Genomic DNA, 25,128 nt, shown 5'->3' on the forward strand with positions numbered 1-25,128 from the left:
CCAACGAGCTCAAGGCCCGATGACGACGCGTCGTCATTGTCATAGAGCAAAGCAGGGAACACCGGCGCAGCGGCATGCAGTTGCTCAATCCTTGTGTGCCACAAAGTGGCGTCGAAAAGCTGTCCACGTAAAGGCCCAGCTGCAGCATGGTCTTCCCGCAGCGCAACCTGGCTCAGCGCACGCAAGAATGCTCGAGCGCTGGATTCCAACTGCTCAGATCGTAGCTGTACCGCCACGCGGACACATATTTGGGCGTCGAGCGCGTAGGGGTCTCGGGCTGTTAGCCGCAACGAATTCAGGATGTCTAGCCAAGCAGCCTTGCCATCACCTGCAAGTCTTAGCCGGGTTGCAACCTCTCGGACAGCCGAGTCGAGGAGGATCCCCCTCTCTGCACGTTCAAGCGCATGCACAAGCAGCCACAGCCGCAGGCGGTCATACCCGGCCCGCCCGACAGTGTCACCCGACGCATAGGGGTTACGCGTCGCCAACAAGGCATAGAGGTACTGGGTATCCAGTCCGCCCTCAAACCGGGCGCGGGCCGGCAAAGCATCCGGTAGCGGCCGATAGTGTTCAAGTACATGTTGCCCGGCGACGGCCAACCGGTGCGCCAAACTCCACAACAGTCCTGCATGCGCGTTCTCGTCAGCCCACAACTCCAGGTCGTTGAGAATGCCGGGCTTAACGATGTAGTGCAGGATGGATCCGACAGCCCCGGGCCGCTCGACAGCGGCAGTCGCGTCGCACAACAGCATGACAGGAGGCAGCAGATCTTCGGCACCTGCCCACTTGTACAGAACATCCCACGTAGCCACGGGGGGAGCAGGAGTCGTTGCAAAAACCCGATTGTCCAGGTCTAATGGCGCGGCTTGAGTGGGCTGCAAGGACTTAGAGAGAGGCACGTTGGGCTAGGGCTGGCGATCGATGATCTGCACAGCCTAGCATCTACACCCCGTTTTTGCAGGTTGTAGACCTAATGTTGAAGTTTTTGTGCGTATAATGCGCACAGAGATGGCGTACCCTCCGAAGGGTCGGACGTTCGAATCGTCTCGGGCGCGCCACAAACCGGAAAAATGTGCTAGAGTGCGGCCCCTTTCTTGCAGAACTTCGTAAGAAAAGAGCAAAAAATTTGTATTCCTCGATAGCTCAGTCGGTAGAGCGCCGGACTGTTAATCCGTAGGTCCCTGGTTCGAGCCCAGGTCGAGGAGCCAGAATTCAATGCGGCAGTAGCTCAGTTGGTAGAGCGCAACCTTGCCAAGGTTGAGGTCGAGAGTTCGAGACTCTTCTGCCGCTCCAGTTTCAAGAAGTGGGTTGTTAGCTCAGTTGGTAGAGCAGCGGACTCTTAATCCGTAGGTCGAGTGTTCGAGCCACTCACAACCCACCAAGCATCATCGCAAAGGCCACCTCCGGGTGGCCTTTGTCATTTCTGGCGCCCCTCACGTGCCCTTCCGCAGGCGCGTCGCTTGCACCGCGTCATCCACGCTCCAGTAGGCGGCGATGGCGTGGTCGGTCTCGCCCACCAGGCCGGCGCGGGCCAGCGCATCGCGGATACGGTCCTTCACCCGGGCCAGGGCCAGCTCGATGCCGGCGCTACGCAGGTTGGCAGCCAGTTCGGCGAGCGCCTCGCCGGCCGTCACATCCAACTCGTCGCACACCTCCAGACTCAGCACCACCACACCCGGCTGCAGCGCCAGGGCCGTCGCGCGCACGGACTGGAAAGCCTGCTCCGCATTGGCAAAGAACAGCGGCTCATCCACTCGCAGGATCAGCAGGCCGGGAATACGGATCGCCTCCGCGTGGCGCTGGCAATCCTGATAGTCGCGAGTGCCCGGCAACTGTCCCAGCTCCACCACCACCGGCTGCGCGAAGCGATGAATGGCCAGCAGCAGCGATGAGCCCACCGCCAGCAGCATGCCGAACAGAACCCCGAAGACCAGCACCGCCACCGCCGCCATCACTGCCAGCCAGGCGTCGCCGCCCGCGCGCAGACCGGTGATGACCGCCTTCGGCCACAGGTTGTGGGACAGGATGCCGACCATCACCGCCGCCAGCACCGGCAAGGGCAGCAGCCCCAGCGCAGTGCGGGCATGCCACAGCAGCAGGCCCAAGGTGAGCGCCGCGGCGAGCCCAGCCGCCTTGCTGCGCGCCCCCGCCGAATAGTTGGCCGCCGCCGCCGAAAAGCCCGCCCCCACCGGCAGGCCCTGCAGGACTCCGCTCAGCAGATTGCTGGCGCCGATCGCCAGCAGCTCCCGGTCCGCGCTGAGCGTGTCGCCTTTCTGCAGCGCCAATGAACGCACCGCCCCCCAGGACTCGGCGAACAGGATCAGCAGCAGCGCCGGCGCCCATTCGGCCATGCGCAGCCAGCGCTCGGCGCTCAGGGACGGTAGATCCAAAGCCAGGCTACGCCACTCGATATGCCCCACCAGGGCGATACCGCGACTGCCCAGGTCGAAGGTGGCGGACGCCACGATGCCCAGCGCCAGCACCACCAGCGACTGGGGCAGGAAGACCACGCGCCGTAAACCGTGATGCACCGCCAGCCACAGCAGCAGCGCGACGGCGCCGAGCCCGACGCTGGGCCAGTGGATCGCGTCGGCCGCATCGATCAGCCCGACCAGCAGCTGCCAGGCGTTGCGGCCTGGCACATAGACGCCGGCCAGATGGGGCAACTGCTTGAGCACGATGGTCACCGCCAGGCCCCACGCAAAGCCGCGCAGCACCGGCCGCGAGATGAAAGCACCGATGGAACCGGTATGCAGCAGGCCCGCCATCACAAACAGCGCACCGGTCAGCAGCACCAGCGCGTAGCCCATCTCCGGCCCGCCCACCGCCACTGCGGTGGCAAAGATCGCCGCGGCGGACGAAGTCGGCGCGACGACCGCGAAACGGCTTGAGCCGAACAGCGGATAAACGATCAAGCCCACCAGCGCCGCCAGCAGCGCGTGGGACGGCGGCACACCGGCAATCGCCGCATAGGCCACCGACTCGGGCAGCAGCACGCCGGCCACCGACAGGCCGGCGAGGATGTCTCCCCACGGCAGACTGGGCGCAGCAGGCAGGGTTCGGAGCGGCGACATGGCGAACGGGGATCGGCATCGAATGGAGCATTATCCCCATTCCGCGACATCCGGGAGATGGTCAATGGCGCAAGGCCGGCGAGGGTTATCCCTAAAGGGATTTACCGGCCACGCTGAGTTACGTTAACGTCAACATTATAAAAAGGCGCCGCCCGATATCCGTTCCGTCTCCGGAAGCCGCGCCCGGCACGGAAGGGAAACCATCGGCAGCCCTCCGACACCGCCAAAGGAGAACCCATGTCCGAATCCGACGCCCCCCGCAACACAGCCCAGGACATCTGGGTCGAGCACCCCCACGGCCGCCTGTTCTCCCGCGTGTGGACGCCCACCAACCGGGGCGCCAGCACATTGCCCGCCGAGCCCATCGTGCTGCTGCACGACTCCCTCGGCTGCGTCGATCTGTGGCGTGACTTCCCGGCCGAACTCAGCGCCGCCACCGGCCGCCGCGTGATCGCCTACGACCGTCTCGGCTTCGGCCGCTCCGACCCGCGGGACGACACGCTGAACCTCGACTTCATTGCCGACGAAGCCCGCAGCTACTTCGCCACCGTGCGCCGCCACTATGGCTTCAGCGGCTTCATCGTGCTGGGGCACAGCGTCGGCGGTGGCATGGCCGTCAATTGCGCGGCCCAGTTTCCCGACGACTGCAAGGCCGTCATCACCATCGCCGCCCAGGCCTTCCTGGAAGACCGCACGATCAAAGGCATCCGCATCGCCAAGGAACAGTTTCAGGACGACAAGCAGATCGACCGCCTGCGCAGATACCACGGCGACAAGGCCCGCTGGGTGCTCGACGCCTGGACCGAAACCTGGCTCGCCCCCGATTTCGCCGATTGGTCCCTGCATCCCGTGCTGCCAAAGGTGAGTTGCCCACTGCTGGCCATCCACGGCCTCCACGACGAATACGGCTCGACCCGCCATCCCGAACTGATCGGCGAACTGAGCAACGGCCCCGCCCGCGTCGAGATCATCCCGGACACCTTCCACATGCCCCACCGGGAAAAGCCGGATACCATCGTCACGCTGGTATCCGACTTCATCGCGACGCTGCCGTAAACCATTGCCGGCATGAAACCATCCCCCGGCACCCTCTCCTTCCTCGTGCTGCAGGCTGTGCTCACCGGCTTTGTCTGGCACAGCGCCCAAACGCTACCGCCGATTGTCGCATCGCACTTCTCGGCCTCCGGCATCGCCAATGGCTTCATGCCGCGCCAAGCCTACGTGATCGGCTTCTCGCTGCTCCTCATCGGCATTCCACTGCTGATCGCCTTTCTACCGGGGAGTCTGGCCCGCCGCAGCAGCGCCCACCTCAACATCCCCAACCGCCCCTACTGGCTGGCCCCCGAACGCCGGGACATGACCCTCTCCTTCATCAGCAGCCATGGCAAATGGTTTGCGGCTGCAGTGAGCCTCTTCCTCGGCTACGTCCATTGGCTCATCGTACAAGCCAACCGGCTCCAGCCGCCGACGCTCTCCAGCGCCGACATCCTCGGCGGCCTGGCCATCTTCCTGCTGGCACTCGGCATCTGGCTGGCCGGCCTGTACCTGCGCTTCAGGAAAGCATGCTGACGCAATAGGCGCAGCACGCGGCATGCCATTCAGCCGCACCAATTCCAATAGAATATTCCGGAAGTTCTTCGATCCTCAATCCAGACTTCCTCTCCCACCATGCACTTCATACCTTCTGACCGCCGGCCGATCACGGCAGCCCTGCTACTGTTGCTGGCCGCACTGTCCGGCTGCTCCAGCATGCCTCAGAAGCCCGACAGCGGTAACAAGTCCGGGGCCGACCTGCTGGATGTTCCCGACACCCCACTCGTCCGGTTCGGCAAAGGCACACCCCCGGTCGTCCTGCAGGCCGGGCTCGGCGACAGCAAGAAAACCTGGAAAAACGTGCTTCAACCACTCGCGGCAGAACATCTGGTCGTGGCCATCGACCGACCGGGGCGCAACGGTCTGGCGGATGCGGACACGCCGCGCGACCCCTGCTCCATCGCCCGCGAGCAGCACGCCCTGCTGCGCGAGGCCGGCATCACGCCCCCCTACCTCCTCGTCGGCCATTCCCTCGGCGGGCTGTACCAGTTCGTCTATGCCAAGCTCTATCCCCAGGAAGTGGCCGGCATCGTCTTGCTGGATCCCACACCGCCGCACCATTGGACGCGGATCCAGCGAGAGGCACCTTCCGCCGCGGCGCTGCTGAAGACGCTCCGCGTCGTGGCCTTCTCCCGCACCGACCGCGCCGAGTTCGACGATCAGGAAACCTGCCTGGACACCCTCGACCTGCAGACGCCGCTGGCCAAACCCGCCAAGGTACTCGTCGCAGGACGCCTCCGCCCCGAGGAAAAAGGGGATTTCGAGAAAATGATGAAGCAGTCGTGCCGGGACTGGGCCCGCCTCACGGGCATCGCCGCGCTGGACGTGGTCTGGGACTCCGGCCATTTCATCCAGAAGGACGGCCCCGAAGACGTTATCGATGCCGTACGGCAGGTGAGCACCCCAACGCACGACAGCAGCTTCGCTGAAAGGAAATGAAAGCGATGCATCGATCCCGCATGCGACACCTTCTACCGGGACTGCTCAGCGCACTCCTCCTCGCCAGCCTGGGCGCCTGCACAACGATCAGCCCCAGCGCGCGCCTGCAGGAACGGCAATCGGCCATCGTCACCGGCCAAACGACCAAGAAGGACATCCAGGAACGCTTCGGTGCGCCAACCGAGGAAATCCGCGAAGATGGCGTGAACATCTGGGTCTACAGCGGCAAGATGGAAGTGCCCTTCGTGCTCGGCATGATCCCCGTACTCGGAGACGCCCTGGACGCCATCGAGACGGCCCACAACCTGCAGACCCATTACGAACTCATCGTCCAGTTCGATGCCCGCGACGTGGTCAAGAAACACAAGCTGCGCGAAATGGAATAGACGGGCAAACAGCGGATAACCCATGCACACCTATATCGCCTTGTTCCGCGCCATCAACGTCGGCGGCAAGAACACCCTGCCGATGAAATCCCTGACGACACTGCTCGAACACATCGGCGCGACAGAGATCCACACCTACATCCAGAGCGGCAACGCGGTATTCCGCCATGCCGGCGACGCCGTGCCGGTTGCCGCACGACTGGTGGCGGCAATCGGGGAACAGTATGGCTTCGAACCCCAGGTGCTGCTGCTGAGCCGGAAGGACATCCTGCGGGCCTGCGAGCGGAATCCGTTTCCCGAGGCGGAGGCCGAACCCACATCGCTGCACCTCGGCTTCCTGGCCGCCACGCCCCCTGCGCCAGACCTGCAAAAGCTGGCGAGCCTCAAGAAGGACAATGAGCGCTTCCTGCTTGACGGAAACGTGTTCTACCTCCACGCCCCCGACGGCGTCGGCCGCTCCAAACTGGCTGCCGGCAGCGAACGCCTGCTCGGCGTACCAATGACGGACCGCAACTGGCGGACGGTCTGCAAGCTCCGCGAACTGGCCGGGCCTTAGTGCCCACCCGGCCGCAGCGCCGGCCAGACGGGCGCATCTACTCAGACGCGCGTCAGCCACACGTCGATGTTGCCGCGCGTGGCATTAGAAACGGGACCTTGAGCGCGCCATCGGACGACTCGGCACGGCCGCCTCGCCCCCCGGTGGCAGTGGCATGGACACGGTACAAGACCTTTTCGATGGACATGGTCATCTCCTGCCAGGGCGGTTTGAATGAAAGAAATGCCAATGGGCAGTTCTCACTTTAGACGCCAGCCGAAACCAGGAAGCGCCTGGCCTCCAGAAATCTTGATGCAGACAGGCCAGCTCAGCTACAGACGAGGCACAGCCGTTTCCGGGGAACGAACGTGTGTCATACCGATCATTTCAGTGGCAATTCGTGAACCGCGCTACTAAGCTGCTCGGCGCGTCGGCTATTGAGTTCCGCCATACAGGCCAGCCGCCTCATCTCGTGCGAATTTCCGGCTCCACCGCCACTCAGTGAAGCGAAAAACCCGCATTGAACCTCCCGGTATTTGGCAAATGCCTTGTTTGCTCGAGCAAGTTTCGTTTTGGCCAGGCCAACGTATTTTCTGTCGTCATCCCACTGGCTGAGCACTCCGACGGCGTCTTGCTCGGCCCGCATCAAGGCTTTCGCACTTTCATCGGCCTTCTTCGCCAGGCAATCCCGCATTCCAGCCTGCGAGAAGGCACCACATTCCTCGCGTATGGAGCGTTCGCTCGGCACAAGGCCGGTTGGAGTCGCGAAGACAAATTGGGGCAGACAAACCGCCAAACCCAAACCGACCCATCTCATCACACACATCGCCCAGCCCTCCCCTAATCAGCGCCGTCGCATGATTAATCCTATAGGCATAATTTTCAATACTCTCCCCTCACCGAACAAGAACGCCCGGCCTCCTTGCAGAGGCCGGGCAAACAACGCACTTCGAGATACGCTCTCGCGGCCCGTGTTCAACGAGCCCGCAGCATCACTTACTTCGCCAGCTTGAACTGCTTCAACTCACCCGTCAGGTAGCCCACCGCGGCGCCGGACTTGTTCTTGTAGTTGGCCTTGATCAGCGGATCCAGCGTGTCCTTGACGACGTTGTGGATGCTGCCCCAGTCGCCCGGGTGCTGGAAGTTGCTCATGATGTAGGTCCAGCCGTTGATCTCATCGACGGCGTGCAGGCCGGTCGATTCGCCGCCGGCGGGGATCGACATGATGCGCGACAGCACCTTGGTGTCGATGTTGTAGGCCCACAGGAAGTTATTGACGTGCTGGCCGCTGTCCTCGCCGATGAACAGGGTGCGCATCTTCTCCGAAAACTTCAGGTTGTCCGGGTTGGCGACCTTGTTCGGGTTGCCGGTGTTGCCCAGCGCGTCGGCGGCGATGTCTTCGCCGACCAGCAGCGCCTTGGTATCCGCCGGCATCCACTCGCTGTTGATGGCCGCGCCCTTGTCGTCCTTGATACCGCCCTTCAGGTTGAGGGCCATCACCGCACCGGCCTTGAGGGCCTTGTCGAGGGAGATGCCGTTGCCGGCGGTGTAGCCCTTGCCACCGACGACCATCGAGTCCTGGCAGTTCTGCAGCGCGGAATAGGCCACCTTGTCCTTGATGTTGACCGTCGTGCCTTCCATCTTCGTGAAGCCCATGCTGGCGCCCACGTAGGCCGCGTAGCGGTGGGTTTCCAGGAAGGCGGCGGCCTTTTCGTTGATGACCTTGATCCACTCGGTCTTGCCGTTGGAGGTCACCTTGCGGAAGGTCGCATCGGCGGGATCGGCGCTGCGCACGTCCATGATGTCGGTCGGCCGGATGCCGCCGTCCACCAGGGCCTTGATCTCGGCACTCGTCGCCGAACCCAGCTTGATCCACGACAGCGACGCCGCGGCGGCCGCCGGATCGAGAGAGAAACCGGCACCGACCCTGGCCACGTACAGGGAACCGGCGGACAGGTCGTTTTCCTTGTCGGCAACGAACACGAAGTAACCGCTGTTGGTCGCGTCGTCGCCCATGAACACCGTGCGGCGATCCGGCATCACCTGCACCAGCTCGTGGGAGATGCGGCCCAGACAGTAGTGCTTCTTGATCGAGCCGGTGCCGTCAGTGTTGACGGTGACTTCCGGCAGGTGGCCGTAGTGATAGGGGTTGGCGGTCGCCTCGTTGCCAAACAGATTCTTGCTGAAGGCCTTGAGCTGGGCGTTGCTGGCCACGAAGGCGTCCGGCTCGTACTCCTCGCTCGACAGATGGGTGCCCCACGGCGACAGGCTGGCGCCACAGGTGATCCACAGGCCATTGACCTTGGACGTATCGACGTTGTGGTACTTCACCAGGGACAGCTTGCCGGTGGCCGTGTCCTGGTCGAGGGTCAGCACAGCAATCGGCGACGGCAGCTTGCCGTACATGTCGGTCTTGCCGTCCTGCGCCCAGGTGGTGTACTCGAACTGCACCACGGCGAACACCGGCTTGCCCTTCACGCCGTCGACCTTCGCACCCTCGACGGTCAGCAGCGACGTGCCGTCCGGGGAATCGGAGAAATACTGGCGCTCCTGGCCAGGCACCGTCGCATCGATGATCGGCTGGTTGTTGATGTCGTAATAGCCGCCAGCCAGGATCTTGCCGCCCTTGCCGTCGGCCACCAAGTCGCCGGTGATGAAGAAAGGCTGGTAGGCCAGCGTGAAGTCCAGCTTGCTCGAATCGGCAAAGCTCACCGACATCACGGAACCCACCGTCGTCGTGGCCATCGCAGCCGGATTGGCCAGTGTCGGCGCCGGCATACTGCTGAAGCTGACGCTGGAGAGCGCCACCGGCGCATCGGAACCACCGCTGCCGCCACAGCCGCCCAGGAACGCGGACGCCCCGGCGATGGCAGAGGAGAACGGCAGCAACGGGGCACCCGACATCAGCTTCAGAAGGTGGCGGCGGGACGAATCCGGCAAGGTACTCATAACAGTGACGACTCCAGTGAGATTGCGTAAAGGCCGCAATCATCAGCGCCGACCGTGAAAGCTTGATGACAGCTTTCTCGCCCCGGGGGAAAGCGCGGCGTACGATACCGCCCTTCCCGCAAGCGCCCCTCCACGACCGGGCCTCTCCAGACCATGCGACTGACGATCCGTGAATTCGAAGAAGGCGACCGCGACGCACTGCGCCAGATCTACACCAGCTCCCGTCGCGCCGCCTTCACGTGGCGGGACGCGGCGGCCTTCCAGCCCGTCGACTTCGACACCGACACCCAGGACGAATGCATTCTCGTCGCGCTGGCCGACGGCGTACCGGTCGGCTTCGCCTCCATCTGGGAACCCGACAGCTTTCTGCACACCCTATTCGTCCATCCGGACTTCCAGCACCGTGGCGTCGGCAAGACCCTGCTGACCCACTGCTCGGCCTATTTCACCGCCGCCACGCCAACGTTGAAATGCCTCAAGGCCAACGCCAACGCCATCGGCTTCTACATCCACCAGGGCTGGCAGGCCGTCGCCGACGGCGATTCACCGGACGGCCCTTATCTGCTGTTTGCAAGGCCTGCCGAGGGGGAATGAACGGAACGGCCAGACTTCCCGATAACGCCCGGCCTTTTACCTTCAGTCGAGCGGACCTTTGAGCCGCCTCGCTCGCAGCGCCTCGACCAGCCCCTCACCTCCCGGGCCATCACGACCCTTCCCAATCCGAAAAATGTGAACTCCTCCGTAGCGGGCATACCGGATGCCGTGCGATACCTCCCCCATCGCAACGACATACCCCGATGCAATGAAAGCCCTGCTGCTGATGTTCGCCCTCGCACTACCGATGCTGGCCCAGGCCGAAGACGAGGGCATCGCCAAGATCTTCCAGGCCCATGGCGTGGAGGGCACGATGGTCCTCACCGCCCTGCACGGCGGGCAGACCTACATCCATGACGACGCCCGCGCCGCCCGGCGCTATCCGCCGGCCTCCACCTTCAAGATCCTCAACACCTTGATCGCCGCCCAGGAATGGGTCGTCGCCGACCGCGACACCCCCTTCAAGTGGGACGGCGTCGAACGTGAAATTCCCGACTGGAACCGCGACCAGACCCTCGCCTCGGCCTTCAAGCTCTCCTGTGTGTGGTGCTACCAGGAGATTGCACGCAAGGTCGGCGCCGACACCTACCGGCGCTACCTCCGCCAGGCCGATTACGGCGTCCTCGCCGAGCCCTTCGACCTCACCACCTTCTGGCTGTCCGACCAGTTGCAGCTCAGCGCTCAGGAACAAATCGCCTTCCTGAAGAAGATCGTGCTGCGGCAACTGCCCTTCGGCCCCCACGCCCACCAGGTTCTGCAGGACGTGATGCTCACCGAGCAGACCGACCAGTACCGCCTCTTCGCCAAGACCGGCTGGGCCGCCCGCCGCCAACCGCAGATAGGCTGGTATGTGGGCTACGTCGAACGCCGCGGCGAAGTCTGGCTGTTCGCCACCAACCTCGACCTGCGCTCCGACAAGGACGCGCCCCTGCGCCAGGCCATCACCCGCGCCGTGCTGGCGGAAAAAGGCGCCTTCCGCTGAGGCAGAAATTGGTTAACACTCCCCCTCGAGCACCGTTTCCGCACGAGTCCGGGGGGCGTGTTTTCATTCCCGATCGAAATTGCTCTGTAGGAACCGATAGTGCTACCCATCCCAATCCGCATCGAAAAGGATGCGCTACCGACCGACCTGGTCAATCGCGTCAAAGAACTCAACGGTGCCAAACCTGCTCCATTCACCTTTGCGCTGCTGACGGCCTGGATCGTCATCTTCGGATCGATCGGCCTCGCCCAATGGATTGACACCTGGTGGGCCACACTGCTTGCGATTTTCATCGTCGCAACACGGATGAACATCCTGGGGCTATTGGTGCACGACCAAACGCACATGGCGGGCTATCGTCACAAATTCGGTGACCTCATCGTCAACCTTTTCTGCGCATACCCGCTACTCGTCTTGACGGTCGAAGGCTACGCCCAGGTCCACTTGGCCCACCACCGCGACTATTTCAGCAAGAATGACCCGGACCACCTGAGAAAATCCGGTCCTGACTGGAGCTTCCCGAAAACCAGGCTTCAACTCCTGAAACTCGCCCTCAAAGACCTGTCGGGGCTCAACGTAATTGCCACAATACGCGGCAAACGCATCGCGGGCGGGCTGGTGACGTTCCAGCGCCGCGGCGTCAATCCGAAATGGGTGCGCCCGGTCTACCTACTCGCCATCATCGGCATCTTGGTGGCCACCGGAACCTGGAAACTGGCACTCCTGTACTGGCTGTTGCCTCTGCTCACGGTCATGCAATTGATCGTCCGCTGGGGAGCGCTCTGCGAACACGAGTACAACCACGAAAACGGTTTTGTGACCGACACCACGCCACTGATCGAACTGCGCTGGTGGGAAAAACTGATCCTGCCCAACCTCAACTTCTCCCTGCACATCTACCACCACTACTTCCCCGGGCTCGCATTTTCCGAACTGCCCAAAGTCCATCAGATGTTCAGAGATGCCGGCCTGGTCGACGACGGCGCCGTATTCCACGGCTACGGCGCATATCTGAAGCACTTGACGACAGCATCAGCCTGAGCAAGCAGGACCGCCGCAGAGAAGCGCTTTCCCTAACTCAAAGAGTAGGAAACCGGCGCTTCCCGCCGGCACGATTCATTAAACCAAGCCTTCCGCCTTCATCGCCGCCTGCACTGCAGGCCGCACGCCGACGCGTTCATGGAACACGATCAGGTTCGGGTAGAGGCTGAGGTCGAAGTTGATGAACTTCATCCAGCCCAGCACGGTGAACAGGTAGCCATCGGCGACGCTGAAGTCATTGCCGAGCAGGTAGGGCTTGTCGGCGAGGTGTTCGTTCAAGTAGCCGAAGCGGCGTTCCAGGTTGAGCCTGGCGGCGGCTTTCCAGTCGTCCTTGCTAAGCGGGTAGAAGAAGGCGGTAGCGGACTTGTGAAGTTCGGTGCCGACGAAGTTGAGCCAGCCTTGCAGGCGGTAGCGTTCGAGGCTGCCGTTGGGGGGCGCGAGCTTCTTTTCTGGGACGAGGTCGGCAATGTACTGGACGATGGCCGGACCTTCGGTGAGAACGTCGCCGGAGTCGAGGACCAGCGCGGGCACGTAGCCCTTGGGATTGACTTCGAGGTAGTTGGCGCCGCTGCCGGTGACCTTGGTGGCGAGGTCGACGATTTCGGTCTCGTACTTGAGGCCGGCTTCTTCGAGGGCGATGTGCGGGGACAGGGAACAGGCGCCGGGTTTGAAATAGAGCTTCACGTAGTCTCCTTGGTGCGCGCGGAGGCGCAGTTTTTGTGGTCTGGAACAGGAAGCGGCCGACGCGCTGCCCCAACGGGGGGCACTGCCGGCCGGTCGCTAAGATAGCAGCGGATCAAGACCGCCTGCTAACGGCGCTGCTTGCTGCAGAGCAAGAACGGACGGTTCAGGAGGTCTTTTGTTGATAACCGTTCTCGTTTAGAATCTTCGCATGATGTCTGACGGTCATCGACCGGCAAATCCATTCTGACCAGGTAAACAACCACAGCACACAAGCCAGCCCTCGCCAGCCAGTGTTTATTCAAGGAGAAACACGATGCGGCGAATGACTCCGCTCGCGCTGGCGATGAGCATGCTTGCGCAATCCCCCTGGGCGGCGGCACAAGCGCTTCCCGATGCAGTTACGGAAAACGAGGCGACGCTGCCGGCGGTGAAGGTTGCCGCCAACGCGGAACGCCCGTCCGATGCGCCGGCCCCCTACGCCGGCGGCCAGGTGGCCAAGGGCGCCCGCCTGGGCGCGCTGGGCAATCAGGAGGTCATCGACACCCCGTTCAACATCACCGGCTATACCGCCGAGCTGATTGCGAACCAGCAGGCGCGGACGCTCTACGATCTGATGGCCAACGATCCCTCGGTGCGTTTCACGACGTCGAGCGGCCACGCTTATGAGAACTACCGGGTGCGCGGCTTCGATGTGAATTCCTCCGAACTGGCCATCAACGGCATGTTCGGGCTGGCGCCCGTGGGCCACGCGCCGCTGGAAGCCGTCGAGCGGGTGGAGGTGCTGAAGGGGCCGAGCGCACTGTTCAGCGGCATGCCGCCGGGCGGCGGGGTCGGCGGGGTGATCAACCTGGTGCCCAAGCGGGCGGCCGACGATCCCCTGACGCGCCTGTCCGTGGGCTACCAGTCCAAGGGGCAGTTCGGCACCAGCATCGATGCGGGGCGCCGCTTCGGCGAGCGCAAGGAAGTGGGCGTGCGCATCAACGGGGCCTTCAGCGACGGCAACACCGAGCTGGACGGCCAGACCAAGAAGCGCGAGTTCCTTTCGGCAGCGGTGGATTACCGCAGCAGCGCACTGACCGCGTCCCTCGATGCGTACTACAGCAAGGAGTCGTTTGCCGGCGGAACACCGGCGATGTACTGGTTCCAGAGCACGATCCCGGTGCCGAAAGCCGCCGATCCGCACACCAACCTGTTCCGCGGTGCCAGCGGCACGCTGGAGAGCAAGGCCGTGATGGCCCGCGCCGAATACGAGTTCAATTCGCAGCTTTCCGCCTTTGCCGGCGTGGGGGTGATGAACTTCGAGTCCACGGGTTTCATCAACGGGACGCATGCGCGCACGATCGCCGCCAACGGCAGCTTCACGGCGGCAACCAACGGCACGCGGGCCTATACGGACAGCGTGTCGGCCGAGGGCGGGCTGCGCGCACGCTTCGGCACCGGCAGCGTGGCGCACGAGCTGGTCCTGCACGCCAGCAACCTGGAGCAGGAGAGCGGCTCGGCCACCAATTCGGCAAGCGCCACGTCGAACATCTACAACCCGGTCACCACACTGGTGATGCCGACGCCGCCGGGCGTGGCGCCCAAGACCAGCGACACGACGCTTTCCAGCCTGGCCCTGATCGATACGCTGTCGCTGCTGGACGACCGCCTGCGGCTGACCGTGGGCCTGCGCAACCAGAGCATCAAGACCACCAACTACAACGCCACCACGGGGGCGGTGACGGCCGAGTACGACAAGAGCGTGGTCACGCCGGCGCTGGCTGCCGTCATCAAGCCCTGGGGGCCGAAGGTTTCGCTGTACGCCAACTACGTGCAGGGGCTGAGCAAGGGCGACACGGTCACCGACACGCTGGCGACCAACCGGAACTTTGTGTTCGCGCCCTACAAGACCGACCAGAAGGAGGCCGGCGTCAAATGGGAGGTCGGCACTTTCACCAATACCGTCAGCCTGTTCGAGATCACCAAGCCGACGATGGTCGCGCTCGGCAGCAGCAGCAACCCGACCTACACCGACGACGGCGAGAAGCGGGTCCGCGGGCTGGAGTGGAATACCTTCGGTGAGCTGACGCGCACGGTCCGCCTGCTCGGCGGCGCGACCTATTCCCAGGGCGAGCAGACCAAGACCGCCTACGGCCAGTACGACGGCAACGTGGCCATCGGCACACCGCGCTGGCAAGGCAACCTGGGCGCCGAATGGGACACGCCGTGGCTCTCCGGGCTGACCCTCAGCGGCCGCGTCGTGAGCACCAGCAGCCAGTATCTCGATGCCGCCAACCGCCAGCAGATCCCCAGCTGGACGATCCTCGACGTCGGCGCCCGTTACGCCACCCGCATGGATGGCCGCAAGGTGGTGCTGCGCGTAAACATCAACAACCTGTTCGACAAGCAGTACTGGTCGGGCAGCTTCAGCGACAGCTATTCGATAGCCACCCTGGGCGCTCCGCGGACGATCACCGCCTCCGCGACGATGGACTTCTGATGGCCGCACGGCAGTTGTTCCTGGAACACGCCCGGTAAACGAACGGACCGCATCCGGTCCGAAAGGCAGGACTCCTTCGACATGAAAACATTCACCTTGATCGGCCTGGCCGCGTCGCTGCTCGGCTGCGCCGGCCTCTACCTGGCCTCCCCCAACCAGCGCCTGCTCGCCGCGCAGTGGCCGGCCCGCCCTGCGCGGGTTGCCGGCACGGCCCTGCTGGCCGCCGGCTGGCTGGGCCTGGCGCAGGACATGCAGACCCTCACCGCCAGCTTCGCCTTCGTGGTGGTGCTGATGCTGGCGTTTGCGCTGCTTCCGTATGTCGGCGCGTTCTTCGGCCGCGGAAAGGGGCGCTGACATGGCCACCGCCAATCATTCGCCGATCCGCCGCGACTGGCTGTCCAAGACCCTGGCCGGACTGGTGCTGGGCGCCGTGCTGGGGCTCGGCGGCAGCGGCCTGTTCCTGCAGTTCAGCACCGACATGCCGCTCTCCGTGCGCGGGCAGCTGGCCATGTGGATGGTGCCCCCCATCTGGCTGGGCGTGCTGGGCGGCGTGTTCTTCTTTGCCAGCGGCCTGCGGGCCTGGCTGTGGCTGGGCGGAACGGGGGCGCTGGTATTGGGCGCCCTGTCCGCCCTGCGCCTTTCCTGACCGGACATCACACCATGAGAAGCGAGTTCGTCCGCATCTACAAAGCGGTCCATACGTGGACCGGCATCATCGCCGGAATGGCCTTGTTCATCGCCTTCTACGCCGGCGCGCTGACCGTCTTCAAGGAACCGCTGGCGCGCTGGGCCTCGCCGCCGGGCGCAATCCGCCCGGTGGCGCTGGAAGACGCACAGCAGCTGATCGTCGGCACCCTGGCCGCGCACCCGGCGGCGGCCCGGGATTTCACCCTCTATGTGCAGGATGCCGAGAACGTGCCGGCCCGCCTGGGCTGGCACGTGCGCAACCCGGATGCCGACGATCACGACGACAGCCAGGTCCGCCACTACGCGGCGACGCTGGACGCCTACGGTGCGGCGCAGGTGGAGGAGACCCACCCGTCGCGACTGGCGTCCTTCATCGACACGCTGCACCGCGTCGTCGGCCTGCCGGCGGACAGCGATCCGAACCGCTGGGTGATGGGCGTCGTCGCGGCGCTCTACGCGCTGGCGCTGGTGTCCGGCGTGGTGGTGCTCCTGCCGTCGCTGGTCAAGGATTTCTTCGCGCTGCGGGTCGGCAAGAACCTGAAGCGCATGTGGCTGGACGCCCACAACGTGGTGGGCATCGTCAGCCTGCCCTTCCATCTGGTGATGGCGCTGACGGCGGTGGTCTTCGCCTATCACGACGGCATCTATGCGGTGCAGGACAGGCTGCTGCACGACGGCAAGTGGGGGACCGCCTTCCAGCGGCAGCGGCCGGCGCCCGGTGCGGCCGAACGCGATCCGGCAACGATGCTGCCGCCGCTGGAGATCCTCGCCCGGGTGCGGGAATTCTCGCCCGGCTTCGAGCCCACCATGCTGCAGTACCAGCAGGTTGGCGGGCCGCGCGCGGTGGTACGGGTATGGGGCAAGGACGCGGCGGCCGTCTCGCCGCGGGCGCGGGGCGGCTTTGCGGCAGTCGATCCTTACAGCGGCAAGGTGGTCGGCAGCGATTCCCTGCCCGGCCGGCAGAGCACGCCCAATCTGTTCATCAGCAGCTTCTTCGCCCTGCACATGGCGGCCTTCGGCGGCACGCCGGTGCAGTGGATGTACTTCCTGCTCGGGCTGGCCGGCGCCTGGCTGTTCTATAGCGGAAACCTGCTGTGGGTCGAGAGCCGCCGCAAGAAGCAGGCGCGCCAGGGCGGCGAGCTGCCGGCCCAGCGACTGGATGTGCGCCTGATGGCCGCCGCCACCGTCGGCGTGTGCCTGGGCTGTATCTGCGGTGTTTCGCTGGCGATTGTCGGTAGTAAATGGCTGCACGGCCTGGCCGGCGATGCCAACGCATGGCTGCCGGCGCTGTACTACGGCACCTTCTTCGCCAGCATCGGCTGGGCCTTCCTGCGCGGTGCGGCACGCGCGTCGGTCCATCTGCTGTGGCTGGCGGCCACCATCACCGCGGCCATTCCGCTGACCTCCCTGCTCGCCTGGAGCCTGCCGGTCCTCGGCATGTGGACGCACACGTCGGCAGCCAGCCTGGGGGTGGATGCCACGGCGCTCGCCGGTACCGCAGCCTTTGCGTGGATGGCCCGGGCGACGGCGCGACGCGTCCGCAGCGGGGCACCGGACAGCGTGTGGTCCGCCAGCGGCGCCCAGGCCAGGCCGGAGGCTGGCGTGCCGGCGGCACAAACTCCGCGCTGACGGGCCGGCAAGGCGCCGGCCCGCGCCGCCGCTTATTGCAACGCGGCCTTGACCAGCGCCGCCAGGCCGGCGGTCGGGCGGCCGATCAGCTGGCTGAGCTGGTGGCTGTCGTCGAACAGGCCGCCCTTGGAGGCGCCGATGTCGGATTCGGCCAGCAGCGCGGCGAGGCCTTCCGGCAGGCCGGCGCCGAGCAGCGCAGCCTTGAAGTCGGCTTCGGGCAGGTTCTGGTAGGCCACCGCCTTGCCGGACTGGCGGGCGATCTCGGCAGCCAGCTCGGCCAGCGTGTAGGACTCGTCGCCGGCCAGCTCATAGACCTTGCCGGCCTGACCGTCGCGGGTGAGAACGGCGGCCGCGGCAGCGGCGTAATCGGCGCGGGCGGCAGAGGCGATGCGCCCTTCGCCGGCGCTGCCGAGCACCACACCGTATTGCAGCGCCGGCGGGATGCTGGCCAGGTAGTTCTCGGTGTACCAGCCGTTGCGCAGGATGACCGCCGGCAGGCCGGCTTCAACGATGAGCTGTTCGGTGGCCTTGTGCTCGGCGCCCAGCGGCAGCGGCGAGGTGTCGGCGTGCAACAGGCTGGTGTAGGCGATGAGGCCGACCTTGGCGCGCTTGGCGGCGTCGATCACCGCACGGTGCTGGGGCAGGCGGCTGCCGACTTCGCTGGAGGAGATCAGCAGCAGCTTGTCGGCGCCGGCAAAGGCGGCGGCTAGGGTTTCCGGCCGGTTGTAGTCGGCCTCGCGGACCTGCACGCCACGCGCAGCGAGGTCGGCGACCTTGGCCGGCGTGCGCACGGCGGCGACGATCTGGGCGGCGGGAACGGTTTGCAGCAGGTTCTCGATGACGAGGCGGCCGAGCTGGCCGGAGGCGCCGGTAACGACGATCATGATGCGACTTCCTTTATTTGGGAGAGAGGAAGCGGCAGAATATCTGCCTGACTAACTTTTAGTAAGTACGCACCAAAAGGTAAGTTCAATCATGAATGCAGACCACGACGACAGGGCCGAAGCCCGCCCGACCCTGGCCGAGATGATGCGGCGCGGCGACGTGTTCGCCGAGAAGTGTCCGTCCCGCGAGGTGCTGAAGCACGTGACCAGCCGCTGGGGCGTGCTGTTGCTGGTCGGCCTGCTCGGCGGCACGCACCGCTTCAGCGACCTGCGCCGCAAGGTGAACGGGATCAGCGAGAAGATGCTGGCGCAGACGCTGCAGCAGCTGGAGAGCGACGGCTTCGTCGCGCGGGTCTCCTACCCGGTGGTGCCGCCCCACGTGGAATACACGCTGACGCCGCTGGGCGAGCAGATCGGCCGCAAGGTCGAGGCGCTGGCCGACTGGATCGAGCTGAACCTGCCCGAAATCCTGGCCGCCCAGCAGGCGCGGGCGGGCCAGGAAGAAGGCGTGGCGGCCTGAACCGGCCGCGGTCGCGTCAGCCCGCCGCGCCGGCACGCAGCTGGATCTGGCCGATGGCCAGGCGGGCGGCCTTGCGTACATCGGGGTCGGAATCCTGCTGGGCCTGCTCCAGCGCAGCCAGGGCGCTGGCGGCGCCGATCTCGCCGAGAGCCAGCGCGGTTTCCTTGCGCAGGTTGGCGGACGAATGGACCAGCGCCGAGCCGGCCAGGGCCGGCACCGCCCGTTCGTCCTGCAGGCGGCCGAGGGTGCGGGCGACGCGCAGGCGGACCTGCCAGTAGTCGTCCTCCAGCGCAGCGATCAGCGCGTCGACGGCCTCGGCCAGCTTGAGCTTGCCGAGGGTCGTCGCGGCTTCCTCGCGCACCTGCCAGACCTCGTCCTTGAGCGCGCCGAGCAGGCCCGGCAGCACGCTGGCGTCCGGCGCCAGGCCGAGGGCGCCGACGGCGGCGCGGCGTACTTCGGGATCGGGATCGTGCCCGGCCAGACGGGTCAGCGCCGGCAGCGCCTCGCTGCGCTTGAGCCAGCCGAGCACACCCACTGCCTCGCGGCGGACCTCGGCCTCCGGGGCCTCGGCGGCGGCCAGCGCCGGCGCGCAGCTTTCCGCCAGGCGCAGCTCGCGCACCGCGCGCAGCACGCTGGCCCGCACAAAGGCGCTGGAGCTGGACAAGGCCGGCAGCAGCAAGCGGCCGCTGTCCGGCAGGCGGATCTCGGCCAGGCTGTGGGCGGCGGCGTGGCGCACCGGCTCGGCGGCATCGTCCAGCGCGCCGAGCAGCGCCGTAACGGTCTGCGGGCTTTCCCAGTAGGCGAGGCGGTCGGCGGCTTCGGCGCGCACCACCGGGTCGGGGTCGGCCAGCGCGGCGGCCAGCCACGGCGCGTGGTCTTCGTTTTCGAGTTCGGCCAGTTCGATCAGGGCCAGGCGGCGCACCGTGGCGTCATCGGACTGCAGGCGCGGCAGCAGGGCCGCCAGGTCGGCGTCGTCGGCGGAGAGAAGGGGCACAGTCATGGGAATCGGTTTCAAGGGGTCAATCGGAATAGGCGGTGCTATCCGCCGCGTCGCCCGAGGGCTCGCTGAGGGGCGACAGCCGCGCCAGCGGCACGGCCGGCGCGGAGTCCCGCAGCAGGGACAGGCAGTGGCGCTTGTGTTCGATGAAGCTCGGGCCGGTCAGCCATTCGGCGGTGCGCGGGCGCTCCGCCGGCACCCGGATCTCCTCGACCACCCGCCCCGGGCGGGCGCTCATCACGAGGATGCGGTCGGCCATGAACAGGGCTTCGTCGATGTCGTGGGTGACGAACACCACGGTCATGCGGCGCTTGGCCCACAGGGCCAGCAGCAGCTCCTGCATCTTCAGGCGGGTCAGCGCGTCGAGGGCGCCGAAGGGCTCGTCCATCAGCAGCACGCGGGGCTGGTTGATCAGCACCCGGGCGATCTCCACGCGCTGCTGCATGCCGCCGGAGAGGGCATTGGGGTAGCTGTTCTCGAAGCCCTGCAGGCCCACCTCGGCGAGCCAGGTCAGGGCCTGGGCGCGGCGTTCGGCGCGCGGCACGCCGCGCATGCGCAGGCCGTAGGCGACGTTGTCGAGGACCGTCAGCCACGGGAACAGGGTGTGGTGCTGGAACACCAGGCCGCGCTCCGGGCCGGGCCCGGCGATGGGCTGGCCGTCGAGCAGCAGGCGCCCGCTGGACGGCGCCAAGTGGCCGGCCAGCCCGCCCAGCAGCGTGGACTTGCCGCAGCCGGACGGCCCCAGCAGGCACACGAACTCGCCGGGCCGGATACTCACGGACACGTCGTCGAGGGCGGTGAAGCGCGCCGCGCCGCTGCCCAGCTCGACGGACACCCGCTCGATCTCCAGGCTGCCGGTGGCGGGCTCCGCCGGGGACAGATCGGACAGTTTCAGTACGGCGTTCATGCGCGGCCTCCGGGGCGATACCAGGGCATCAGGGCCTGCCCGGCGCGGTGCAGCAGGGCACTGCTGCCCATGCCGAGCAGGCCGATGAGCAGCATCCCGACGATGATGTTGGCGTAGTTCTGGACGGTGTAGGACTCCCAGGTGTAGTAGCCGATGCCGTACTGCCCGGAGATCATCTCGGCGGTGACGAGGCAGAACCAGCAGGTGCCCATGCCGATGCTGAGCCCGGTGAGCACCGACGGCGCGGCGGCCGGCAGGATCACCCGCAGGAAGATGCCCCAGCGGCGCGTGCCGAGGCTGCGCGCCGAGGCGATGAGGCGCGGGTCGACGCCGTGCACGCCGTGGATGGTGTTGAGCAGGATCGGGAACAGCGCGCCGACGAAGGTGATGAAGATCATGCTGCCCTCCGAGGACGGGAACATCAGGATCGACAAGGGAATCCAGGCCACCGCCGGGATCGGCCGGGCCACCTCGAGGGGCGGCATCAGCGTCTCCCGGACCCAGTGGAAACGCCCGATCGCCAGTCCCAGCCCGACCCCGGCAACGGCCGCCAGCACGAATCCCGACAGGACTCGGCTGAGGCTGCTGCCCAGGTGGTACTGGAGCTTCGGCGACTGCAGCAGGGCCCACGCGGCATCCAGCACTTCCAGCGGCTGCGGCACGTTCTGGAAGGTCACCAGGCCCAGGTTCAGGTGCCGGGACGCGGCCAGGTGCCACAGGGCCACGCAGGCCAGCAGCGACAGCGCGGGCAGCAGGCGCCGCCCCGCCGAAGGGCGATCGGAGACGTTCACCGGCCGCCCCCGGCCGCTTTTAGGGCGGCGAAGTCGAGCAGCTGGCCCTTGTTGGCCGAGGCGTAAGCCACCGCCGCGTCCTTCTGCAGGAAGGCGCTCACCTCGCCCTGAGCGTCGCGGGCGAACCAGGCCGTCGGCGCCAGCAGCTTGATGTGGTGGATCAGGTCATGCACATACACCGCACGCACGCTCTTGCCGGACTGCTCCAGGCGACGCAGATCCTGGAAGGCGTTGCCGATGCTGGCGTAGTGGCGCACCTTCGGCTCGCCGGCCACCCACAAGCCAGCCAGGCGCTTGAAGTCGGTGATCGGCTTGCCGGTCAGCGCGTCGTTGGCCTTGAGGGGCAGCTTGTCGTAGTTCTTCAGGCGGGCATCGTAGTTGAGGCCGGCCTGCTTGAAGGCGGCGCGGATGTACTGGTCGTCCACAAAGGTGGCCGGGTCCAGCGTCACGTCGATGCGGCGCATCAGGTGCAGCGTGTCGATGGAGGTCTTGAGGGCCTGGCGGTACTCGGGCTTCCAGGTGAAGTCGCGGGTCTGCAGGCCGAGGGGGCCGTGGAAGAGGTAGCTCACCGGCGCCTCGATGCCGGTCGTCTTCTCGATCAGCTCGCTGTATTTCTCGGGGTCGCTGGCGAACAGGCGGTCGGCCTCGATGGCCGCGCGCAGGAAGGCCACCACCACTTCCGGGTACTTCTTGGCGAACTCGGCGTTCACCAGCGAACCGTGGAAGGTCGGCGTGGACGACTGGACGCCGTCGTAGATCTTGCGGGCGAAGCCGCGGTAGGGGAACAGCTCGGCGAAGGGCACGAAGTCGGCGTGGGCGTCGATCTTGCCGGCCTGCAGCGCGGGGCCGGCGACTTCCGGCGCCTGGGTGACGATGTTGACGTCCTTCTCCGGGTCGATCTTCTGGCTCTTCAGCGCACGCAGCAGCATGCCGTGGGCGGCGGAGGCGAAGGGCACAGAGATGGTCTTGCCGCGCAGTTCGGCGAGGGAGGTGACGGTGGAGTCCTTCGGCACCACCACGCCGTTGCCGCTGCCCTCGGTGCTGCCGGACAGTACGGTGATGAACAGGCTCTTCTTGCCGGCCTTCTGGAAGGCCGCGCCGTTGGCCGAGCCGGGGAAGTCGGCCATCGTGCCGATGTCCAGCTTGTCGGCCACCATCTCGTTGGTCAGCGGCGCGCCAGAGGTGAAGTTCTTCCACTGGATGTCGTACTGCACGCCCTTGTACTTGCCGTCCTTCGGCAGGTATTTGTCGAGCAGCTTGAGCTCGCGGATCAGCAGCCCACCGGTGGCGCAGTTGATCGTGGTGTCCTGGGTGCCGATCGCCACGCGCAGGGTTTCGGCATGGGCGGCCAGGCTTACGGTCATCGCGGCAAGCGCCGCAGCAGCAGTCTTGGTCAGGGTCGAAAATCGCATGAATGGGTCATCCGTCGGTTGGGGTTAGCGCAGCAAATAGGGAATCGCGACCTGGATCGCGCCAGTCGGACAGTCCTTCTGGCACGGCAGGCAGTACCAGCACTCGTCCCGCTTCATGTAGGCCTTGCCGGTGGCGGGGTCGATGTCGAGGATGTCCATCGGGCACACGTCGATACACACCGTGCAGCCCTTGTGGGCAATGCATTTGTCGAGGTCTACGGTGACCGCCGCTTCGCTGTACTGGGCGATGCTTCGGGGTTGGAAAGCCATGGGTATCTCCGGAAATCAGGCGGTGGCGACGGCCCGGGCGGCCGTCGTCGGGTTCAGGCGCAGGCGGTCGTAGGCGTCCTTTTCCTGCTCGGCAATGGGCACGATGTAGGGCTCGACCGGGCGCTTGAGGTGGCTCATGCGGCCGTCGGCGCCCTTCTTCAGATGGGCGTGGCAGAACCACTCGGCGTCGTTGCGCTCGGGGTGGTCGACGCGCAGGTGGTACAGGCCCCAGCGGCTCTCGGTGCGGAACAGGGAGGCGCGGGCGGCCATCTCGGCGCAGTCGAGGATCGCCGCCACTTCGGCGCAGCGCATCAGTTCGTGGGCGTCCGCCGCCTTGAGCTGCTGCAGGTCTTCGCGGATCTCGGCGAAGCGCTCCAGCGCGATCTCGTACTTGCGGGTCACCTTGGGGGGTTGCAGGTAGTCGTTCACGAAGCGGCGCAGCTTGTATTCCACCTGCAGCGGCGGCAGGCCGTGCTCGCGCAGCAGCGGCGCGAAGATGCGCGCCTTCTCCCGCTCGACCTGCTCCGCGTCGATGGGTGCGAAGTCGATGGCGGCGGCGCGCTCGGCCGCATTGACGCCGGCAAACCAGCCATAGACGAAGGCCCCGAGCATGTAGTTGTGCGGCACCGCGGCCATGTCGCCAGCCGAGTAGAGGCCCGGCACCGTGGTTTCGGCGCGCTCGTTCACATACACGCCGGAGGCGCTGTGGCCACTGCAGAAGCCGATCTCCGAGATGTGCATCTCGACCATCCGGTGGCGGTAGTCGGTGCCGCGGCCGGCGTGGAACTGCCCGCGGCTCGGCCGCTCGTTGCCGTGCAGGATGGTCTCGATGGTCTGGATGGTCTCCTCGGCCAGGTGGTCGAGCTTGAGGAACACCGGGCCATTGCCGCTCTGCAGTTCCTGGTAGAACTCCAGCATCATCTGGCCGCTCCAGTAGTCGCACTCGATGAAGCGCTCGCCGCGGTTGTTGGCGGTGTAGCCGCCCAGCGGACCGGTCACATAGGCGCAGGCCGGGCCGTTGTAGTCCTTGATCAGCGGGTTGATCTGGTAGCACTCCAGGTTGGCCAGCTCGGCCCCTGCGTGGTAGGCCATGGCGTAGCCGTCGCCGGCGTTGGTGGGGTTCTCGTAGGTGCCCATCAGGTAGCCGGAAGCCGGCAGGCCCAGCCGCCCGGCGGCGCCACAGGCCAGCACCACCGCCTTGGCGCGGATCACGTGGAATTCGGCGGTGCGCGAGTCGAAGCCCATCACGCCGTTGACGCTGCCGTCGGCGGCGGTCAGCAGGCGGGTGGCGACGATACGGTTGGTGATCTCGACGCGCGCCCGCTTGAGCTGGCGGTAGAGCACCTTCTTGACGTCGTGGCCTTCCGGCATCGGCAGCACGTAGGTGCCCATGTGGTGCACCTTGCGCATCGCGTAGTCGCCGTTGGCGTCCTTCTCGAACTTCACGCCCCAGCGGTCGAGCTGCTCGATGGTGGTGAAGCTGTGCTTGGCGTAGGCATACACCGTGGCCTGGTTGACGATGCCGTCGTTGGCGATGGTGATTTCCTTGGTGTACTGCTCGGGCGTCGCATAGCCCGGCACAACGGCGTTGTTGAGGCCGTCCATGCCCATCGAGATCGCCCCACTGCGCTTCACGTGGGCCTTGTCGAGGAGCAGCACGCGCGCATCGGGGTTGCGCTCCTTGGCCTTGATGGCGGCCATCGGGCCGGCGGTTCCGCCGCCGACCACCACTACGTCGTATTCGCTTTCGATGACCTTAATGTCGTTGGGCATAA

Annotated in this window: 24 protein-coding genes and 3 tRNA genes; 16 read left to right on the forward strand and 11 right to left on the reverse strand. The window is 65.8% G+C overall.

Features of this window, described 5'->3' with window-relative positions:
• Positions 1 to 1,132 precede the first annotated feature (1,132 nt).
• The 3 genes from B4920_RS20280 (at position 1,133) to B4920_RS20290 (ending at position 1,381) form a co-directional block, all read left to right on the forward strand.
• Positions 1,133 to 1,208 (forward strand) — tRNA-Asn (locus tag B4920_RS20280).
• Between the two features lie 9 nt (positions 1,209 to 1,217).
• Positions 1,218 to 1,293, forward strand: a tRNA-Gly gene (locus tag B4920_RS20285).
• A 12-nt stretch (positions 1,294 to 1,305) separates the two neighbouring features.
• Positions 1,306 to 1,381: transfer RNA gene (locus tag B4920_RS20290), tRNA-Lys, on the forward strand.
• A 52-nt stretch (positions 1,382 to 1,433) separates the two neighbouring features.
• Here the strand turns inward: B4920_RS20290 and B4920_RS20295 are convergent.
• Entirely contained in the window at positions 1,434 to 3,074 is a 1,641-nt protein-coding gene (locus B4920_RS20295) for a SulP family inorganic anion transporter (protein ID WP_079436505.1), read from the reverse strand.
• A 237-nt stretch (positions 3,075 to 3,311) separates the two neighbouring features.
• Here B4920_RS20295 and B4920_RS20300 point away from each other — a divergent pair, with 237 nt between their 5' ends.
• The 5 genes from B4920_RS20300 to B4920_RS20320 all read left to right on the forward strand — a co-directional run bounded on the left by B4920_RS20300 (position 3,312) and on the right by B4920_RS20320 (position 6,548).
• Positions 3,312 to 4,130 (forward strand): alpha/beta fold hydrolase, encoded by an 819-nt coding sequence (locus tag B4920_RS20300; RefSeq protein WP_079436506.1) that lies wholly within the window; start codon positions 3,312 to 3,314, stop codon positions 4,128 to 4,130.
• A gap of 12 nt (positions 4,131 to 4,142) precedes the next feature.
• A complete protein-coding gene (locus B4920_RS20305; protein WP_139379581.1) occupies positions 4,143 to 4,643 on the forward strand; it encodes a DUF1648 domain-containing protein in 501 nt (166 codons plus the stop codon).
• Positions 4,644 to 4,742: 99 nt separating this feature from the next.
• A complete protein-coding gene (locus B4920_RS20310; protein WP_079436508.1) occupies positions 4,743 to 5,606 on the forward strand; it encodes an alpha/beta fold hydrolase in 864 nt (287 codons plus the stop codon).
• Positions 5,607 to 5,611: 5 nt separating this feature from the next.
• Positions 5,612 to 5,992, forward strand: a complete 381-nt coding sequence (locus B4920_RS20315; RefSeq protein WP_139379582.1) for a hypothetical protein — start codon at positions 5,612 to 5,614, stop codon at positions 5,990 to 5,992.
• Positions 5,993 to 6,014: 22 nt separating this feature from the next.
• On the forward strand, positions 6,015 to 6,548 hold the full coding sequence (locus B4920_RS20320; protein WP_079436510.1) for a DUF1697 domain-containing protein: 534 nt from the start codon (positions 6,015 to 6,017) through the stop codon (positions 6,546 to 6,548).
• A 361-nt stretch (positions 6,549 to 6,909) separates the two neighbouring features.
• On the opposite strand, the gene B4920_RS20330 is transcribed toward B4920_RS20320, so the two are convergent.
• Together B4920_RS20330 and B4920_RS20335 are read right to left on the reverse strand one after the other, a co-directional pair.
• Entirely contained in the window at positions 6,910 to 7,344 is a 435-nt protein-coding gene (locus B4920_RS20330; protein WP_216819966.1) for a lysozyme inhibitor LprI family protein, read from the reverse strand.
• A gap of 179 nt (positions 7,345 to 7,523) precedes the next feature.
• Positions 7,524 to 9,476, reverse strand: coding sequence for a PhoX family phosphatase (locus B4920_RS20335; protein WP_079436512.1), 1,953 nt, complete (start codon positions 9,474 to 9,476; stop codon positions 7,524 to 7,526).
• A gap of 153 nt (positions 9,477 to 9,629) precedes the next feature.
• On the opposite strand from B4920_RS20335, the gene B4920_RS20340 reads away from it, so the two are divergent.
• From B4920_RS20340 to B4920_RS20350, 3 genes are all read left to right on the forward strand, one after another.
• On the forward strand, positions 9,630 to 10,070 hold the full coding sequence (locus tag B4920_RS20340) for a GNAT family N-acetyltransferase (protein WP_079436513.1): 441 nt from the start codon (positions 9,630 to 9,632) through the stop codon (positions 10,068 to 10,070).
• Between the two features lie 208 nt (positions 10,071 to 10,278).
• Complete coding sequence (gene blaOXA, locus B4920_RS20345) at positions 10,279 to 11,052, forward strand: class D beta-lactamase (RefSeq protein ID WP_079436514.1); 774 nt, start codon at positions 10,279 to 10,281, stop codon at positions 11,050 to 11,052.
• Positions 11,053 to 11,151: 99 nt separating this feature from the next.
• On the forward strand, positions 11,152 to 12,093 hold the full coding sequence (locus tag B4920_RS20350) for a fatty acid desaturase (RefSeq protein ID WP_216819967.1): 942 nt from the start codon (positions 11,152 to 11,154) through the stop codon (positions 12,091 to 12,093).
• Between the two features lie 78 nt (positions 12,094 to 12,171).
• On the opposite strand, the gene gstA is transcribed toward B4920_RS20350, so the two are convergent.
• Positions 12,172 to 12,777, reverse strand: a complete 606-nt coding sequence (gene gstA / locus B4920_RS20355) for a glutathione transferase GstA (protein ID WP_079436516.1) — start codon at positions 12,775 to 12,777, stop codon at positions 12,172 to 12,174.
• A gap of 313 nt (positions 12,778 to 13,090) precedes the next feature.
• On the opposite strand from gstA, the gene B4920_RS20360 reads away from it, so the two are divergent.
• The 4 genes from B4920_RS20360 (at position 13,091) to B4920_RS20375 (ending at position 17,572) form a co-directional block, all read left to right on the forward strand.
• Positions 13,091 to 15,256 carry a TonB-dependent siderophore receptor gene (locus tag B4920_RS20360; RefSeq protein ID WP_079436517.1) on the forward strand — a complete coding sequence of 722 codons (2,166 nt, stop codon included), beginning with the start codon at positions 13,091 to 13,093 and terminating at the stop codon, positions 15,254 to 15,256.
• 81 nt (positions 15,257 to 15,337) lie between these two features.
• Positions 15,338 to 15,610 (forward strand): hypothetical protein, encoded by a 273-nt coding sequence (locus B4920_RS20365; RefSeq protein ID WP_079436518.1) that lies wholly within the window; start codon positions 15,338 to 15,340, stop codon positions 15,608 to 15,610.
• 1 nt (position 15,611) lies between these two features.
• Positions 15,612 to 15,902, forward strand: coding sequence for a hypothetical protein (locus tag B4920_RS20370; RefSeq protein WP_079436519.1), 291 nt, complete (start codon positions 15,612 to 15,614; stop codon positions 15,900 to 15,902).
• A gap of 14 nt (positions 15,903 to 15,916) precedes the next feature.
• A complete protein-coding gene (locus B4920_RS20375; RefSeq protein WP_079436520.1) occupies positions 15,917 to 17,572 on the forward strand; it encodes a PepSY domain-containing protein in 1,656 nt (551 codons plus the stop codon).
• A gap of 32 nt (positions 17,573 to 17,604) precedes the next feature.
• Here the strand turns inward: B4920_RS20375 and B4920_RS20380 are convergent, their stop codons facing one another.
• Positions 17,605 to 18,456 (reverse strand): SDR family oxidoreductase, encoded by an 852-nt coding sequence (locus tag B4920_RS20380; protein WP_079436521.1) that lies wholly within the window; start codon positions 18,454 to 18,456, stop codon positions 17,605 to 17,607.
• 91 nt (positions 18,457 to 18,547) lie between these two features.
• Here B4920_RS20380 and B4920_RS20385 point away from each other — a divergent pair, with 91 nt between their 5' ends.
• Complete coding sequence (locus tag B4920_RS20385; protein WP_079436522.1) at positions 18,548 to 18,976, forward strand: helix-turn-helix domain-containing protein; 429 nt, start codon at positions 18,548 to 18,550, stop codon at positions 18,974 to 18,976.
• Between the two features lie 16 nt (positions 18,977 to 18,992).
• On the opposite strand, the gene B4920_RS20390 is transcribed toward B4920_RS20385, so the two are convergent.
• The 6 genes from B4920_RS20390 to B4920_RS20415 are packed head-to-tail and all read right to left on the reverse strand — an operon-like array spanning position 18,993 to position 25,126.
• The gene (locus B4920_RS20390; protein WP_079436523.1) at positions 18,993 to 19,976 is read right to left on the reverse strand and encodes a HEAT repeat domain-containing protein; all 984 of its coding nucleotides are present in this window, start codon (positions 19,974 to 19,976) and stop codon (positions 18,993 to 18,995) included.
• A gap of 19 nt (positions 19,977 to 19,995) precedes the next feature.
• Positions 19,996 to 20,880 carry an ABC transporter ATP-binding protein gene (locus tag B4920_RS20395; RefSeq protein WP_079436524.1) on the reverse strand — a complete coding sequence of 295 codons (885 nt, stop codon included), beginning with the start codon at positions 20,878 to 20,880 and terminating at the stop codon, positions 19,996 to 19,998.
• Positions 20,877 to 21,671 carry an ABC transporter permease gene (locus tag B4920_RS20400; protein WP_079436525.1) on the reverse strand — a complete coding sequence of 265 codons (795 nt, stop codon included), beginning with the start codon at positions 21,669 to 21,671 and terminating at the stop codon, positions 20,877 to 20,879. Before B4920_RS20400 ends, B4920_RS20395 begins: the two co-directional genes overlap by 4 nt.
• Complete coding sequence (locus B4920_RS20405; RefSeq protein ID WP_079436526.1) at positions 21,668 to 23,083, reverse strand: ABC transporter substrate-binding protein; 1,416 nt, start codon at positions 23,081 to 23,083, stop codon at positions 21,668 to 21,670. Before B4920_RS20405 ends, B4920_RS20400 begins: the two co-directional genes overlap by 4 nt.
• Before the next feature lie 24 nt (positions 23,084 to 23,107).
• Positions 23,108 to 23,353 carry a ferredoxin family protein gene (locus tag B4920_RS20410; RefSeq protein ID WP_079436527.1) on the reverse strand — a complete coding sequence of 82 codons (246 nt, stop codon included), beginning with the start codon at positions 23,351 to 23,353 and terminating at the stop codon, positions 23,108 to 23,110.
• Between the two features lie 15 nt (positions 23,354 to 23,368).
• Complete coding sequence (locus B4920_RS20415) at positions 23,369 to 25,126, reverse strand: fumarate reductase/succinate dehydrogenase flavoprotein subunit (RefSeq protein WP_079436528.1); 1,758 nt, start codon at positions 25,124 to 25,126, stop codon at positions 23,369 to 23,371.
• Positions 25,127 to 25,128: the final 2 nt, after the last annotated feature.

The organism is Zoogloea sp. LCSB751, from assembly GCF_002028455.1.
GTDB lineage: Bacteria > Pseudomonadota > Gammaproteobacteria > Burkholderiales > Rhodocyclaceae > Zoogloea.

What these genes read in the sequence shown, in the direction of transcription:
- B4920_RS20370 (WP_079436519.1), top strand. Translation starts at nt 15,612, where the DNA reads ATGGCCACCGCCAATCATTCGCCGATCCGCCGCGACTGGCTGTCCAAG.
- B4920_RS20310 (WP_079436508.1), top strand. Translation starts at nt 4,743, where the DNA reads ATGCACTTCATACCTTCTGACCGCCGGCCGATCACGGCAGCCCTGCTA.
- B4920_RS20335 (WP_079436512.1), bottom strand. Translation starts at nt 9,476, where the DNA reads ATGAGTACCTTGCCGGATTCGTCCCGCCGCCACCTTCTGAAGCTGATG.
- B4920_RS20295 (WP_079436505.1), bottom strand. Translation starts at nt 3,074, where the DNA reads ATGTCGCCGCTCCGAACCCTGCCTGCTGCGCCCAGTCTGCCGTGGGGA.
- B4920_RS20305 (WP_139379581.1), top strand. Translation starts at nt 4,143, where the DNA reads ATGAAACCATCCCCCGGCACCCTCTCCTTCCTCGTGCTGCAGGCTGTG.
- B4920_RS20410 (WP_079436527.1), bottom strand. Translation starts at nt 23,353, where the DNA reads ATGGCTTTCCAACCCCGAAGCATCGCCCAGTACAGCGAAGCGGCGGTC.
- B4920_RS20415 (WP_079436528.1), bottom strand. Translation starts at nt 25,126, where the DNA reads ATGCCCAACGACATTAAGGTCATCGAAAGCGAATACGACGTAGTGGTG.
- B4920_RS20380 (WP_079436521.1), bottom strand. Translation starts at nt 18,456, where the DNA reads ATGATCGTCGTTACCGGCGCCTCCGGCCAGCTCGGCCGCCTCGTCATC.
- B4920_RS20385 (WP_079436522.1), top strand. Translation starts at nt 18,548, where the DNA reads ATGAATGCAGACCACGACGACAGGGCCGAAGCCCGCCCGACCCTGGCC.
- B4920_RS20405 (WP_079436526.1), bottom strand. Translation starts at nt 23,083, where the DNA reads ATGCGATTTTCGACCCTGACCAAGACTGCTGCTGCGGCGCTTGCCGCG.
- B4920_RS20395 (WP_079436524.1), bottom strand. Translation starts at nt 20,880, where the DNA reads ATGAACGCCGTACTGAAACTGTCCGATCTGTCCCCGGCGGAGCCCGCC.
- blaOXA (WP_079436514.1), top strand. Translation starts at nt 10,279, where the DNA reads ATGAAAGCCCTGCTGCTGATGTTCGCCCTCGCACTACCGATGCTGGCC.
- B4920_RS20315 (WP_139379582.1), top strand. Translation starts at nt 5,612, where the DNA reads ATGCATCGATCCCGCATGCGACACCTTCTACCGGGACTGCTCAGCGCA.
- B4920_RS20375 (WP_079436520.1), top strand. Translation starts at nt 15,917, where the DNA reads ATGAGAAGCGAGTTCGTCCGCATCTACAAAGCGGTCCATACGTGGACC.
- B4920_RS20330 (WP_216819966.1), bottom strand. Translation starts at nt 7,344, where the DNA reads ATGAGATGGGTCGGTTTGGGTTTGGCGGTTTGTCTGCCCCAATTTGTC.
- B4920_RS20365 (WP_079436518.1), top strand. Translation starts at nt 15,338, where the DNA reads ATGAAAACATTCACCTTGATCGGCCTGGCCGCGTCGCTGCTCGGCTGC.
- B4920_RS20340 (WP_079436513.1), top strand. Translation starts at nt 9,630, where the DNA reads ATGCGACTGACGATCCGTGAATTCGAAGAAGGCGACCGCGACGCACTG.
- B4920_RS20320 (WP_079436510.1), top strand. Translation starts at nt 6,015, where the DNA reads ATGCACACCTATATCGCCTTGTTCCGCGCCATCAACGTCGGCGGCAAG.
- B4920_RS20390 (WP_079436523.1), bottom strand. Translation starts at nt 19,976, where the DNA reads ATGACTGTGCCCCTTCTCTCCGCCGACGACGCCGACCTGGCGGCCCTG.
- B4920_RS20300 (WP_079436506.1), top strand. Translation starts at nt 3,312, where the DNA reads ATGTCCGAATCCGACGCCCCCCGCAACACAGCCCAGGACATCTGGGTC.
- B4920_RS20360 (WP_079436517.1), top strand. Translation starts at nt 13,091, where the DNA reads ATGCGGCGAATGACTCCGCTCGCGCTGGCGATGAGCATGCTTGCGCAA.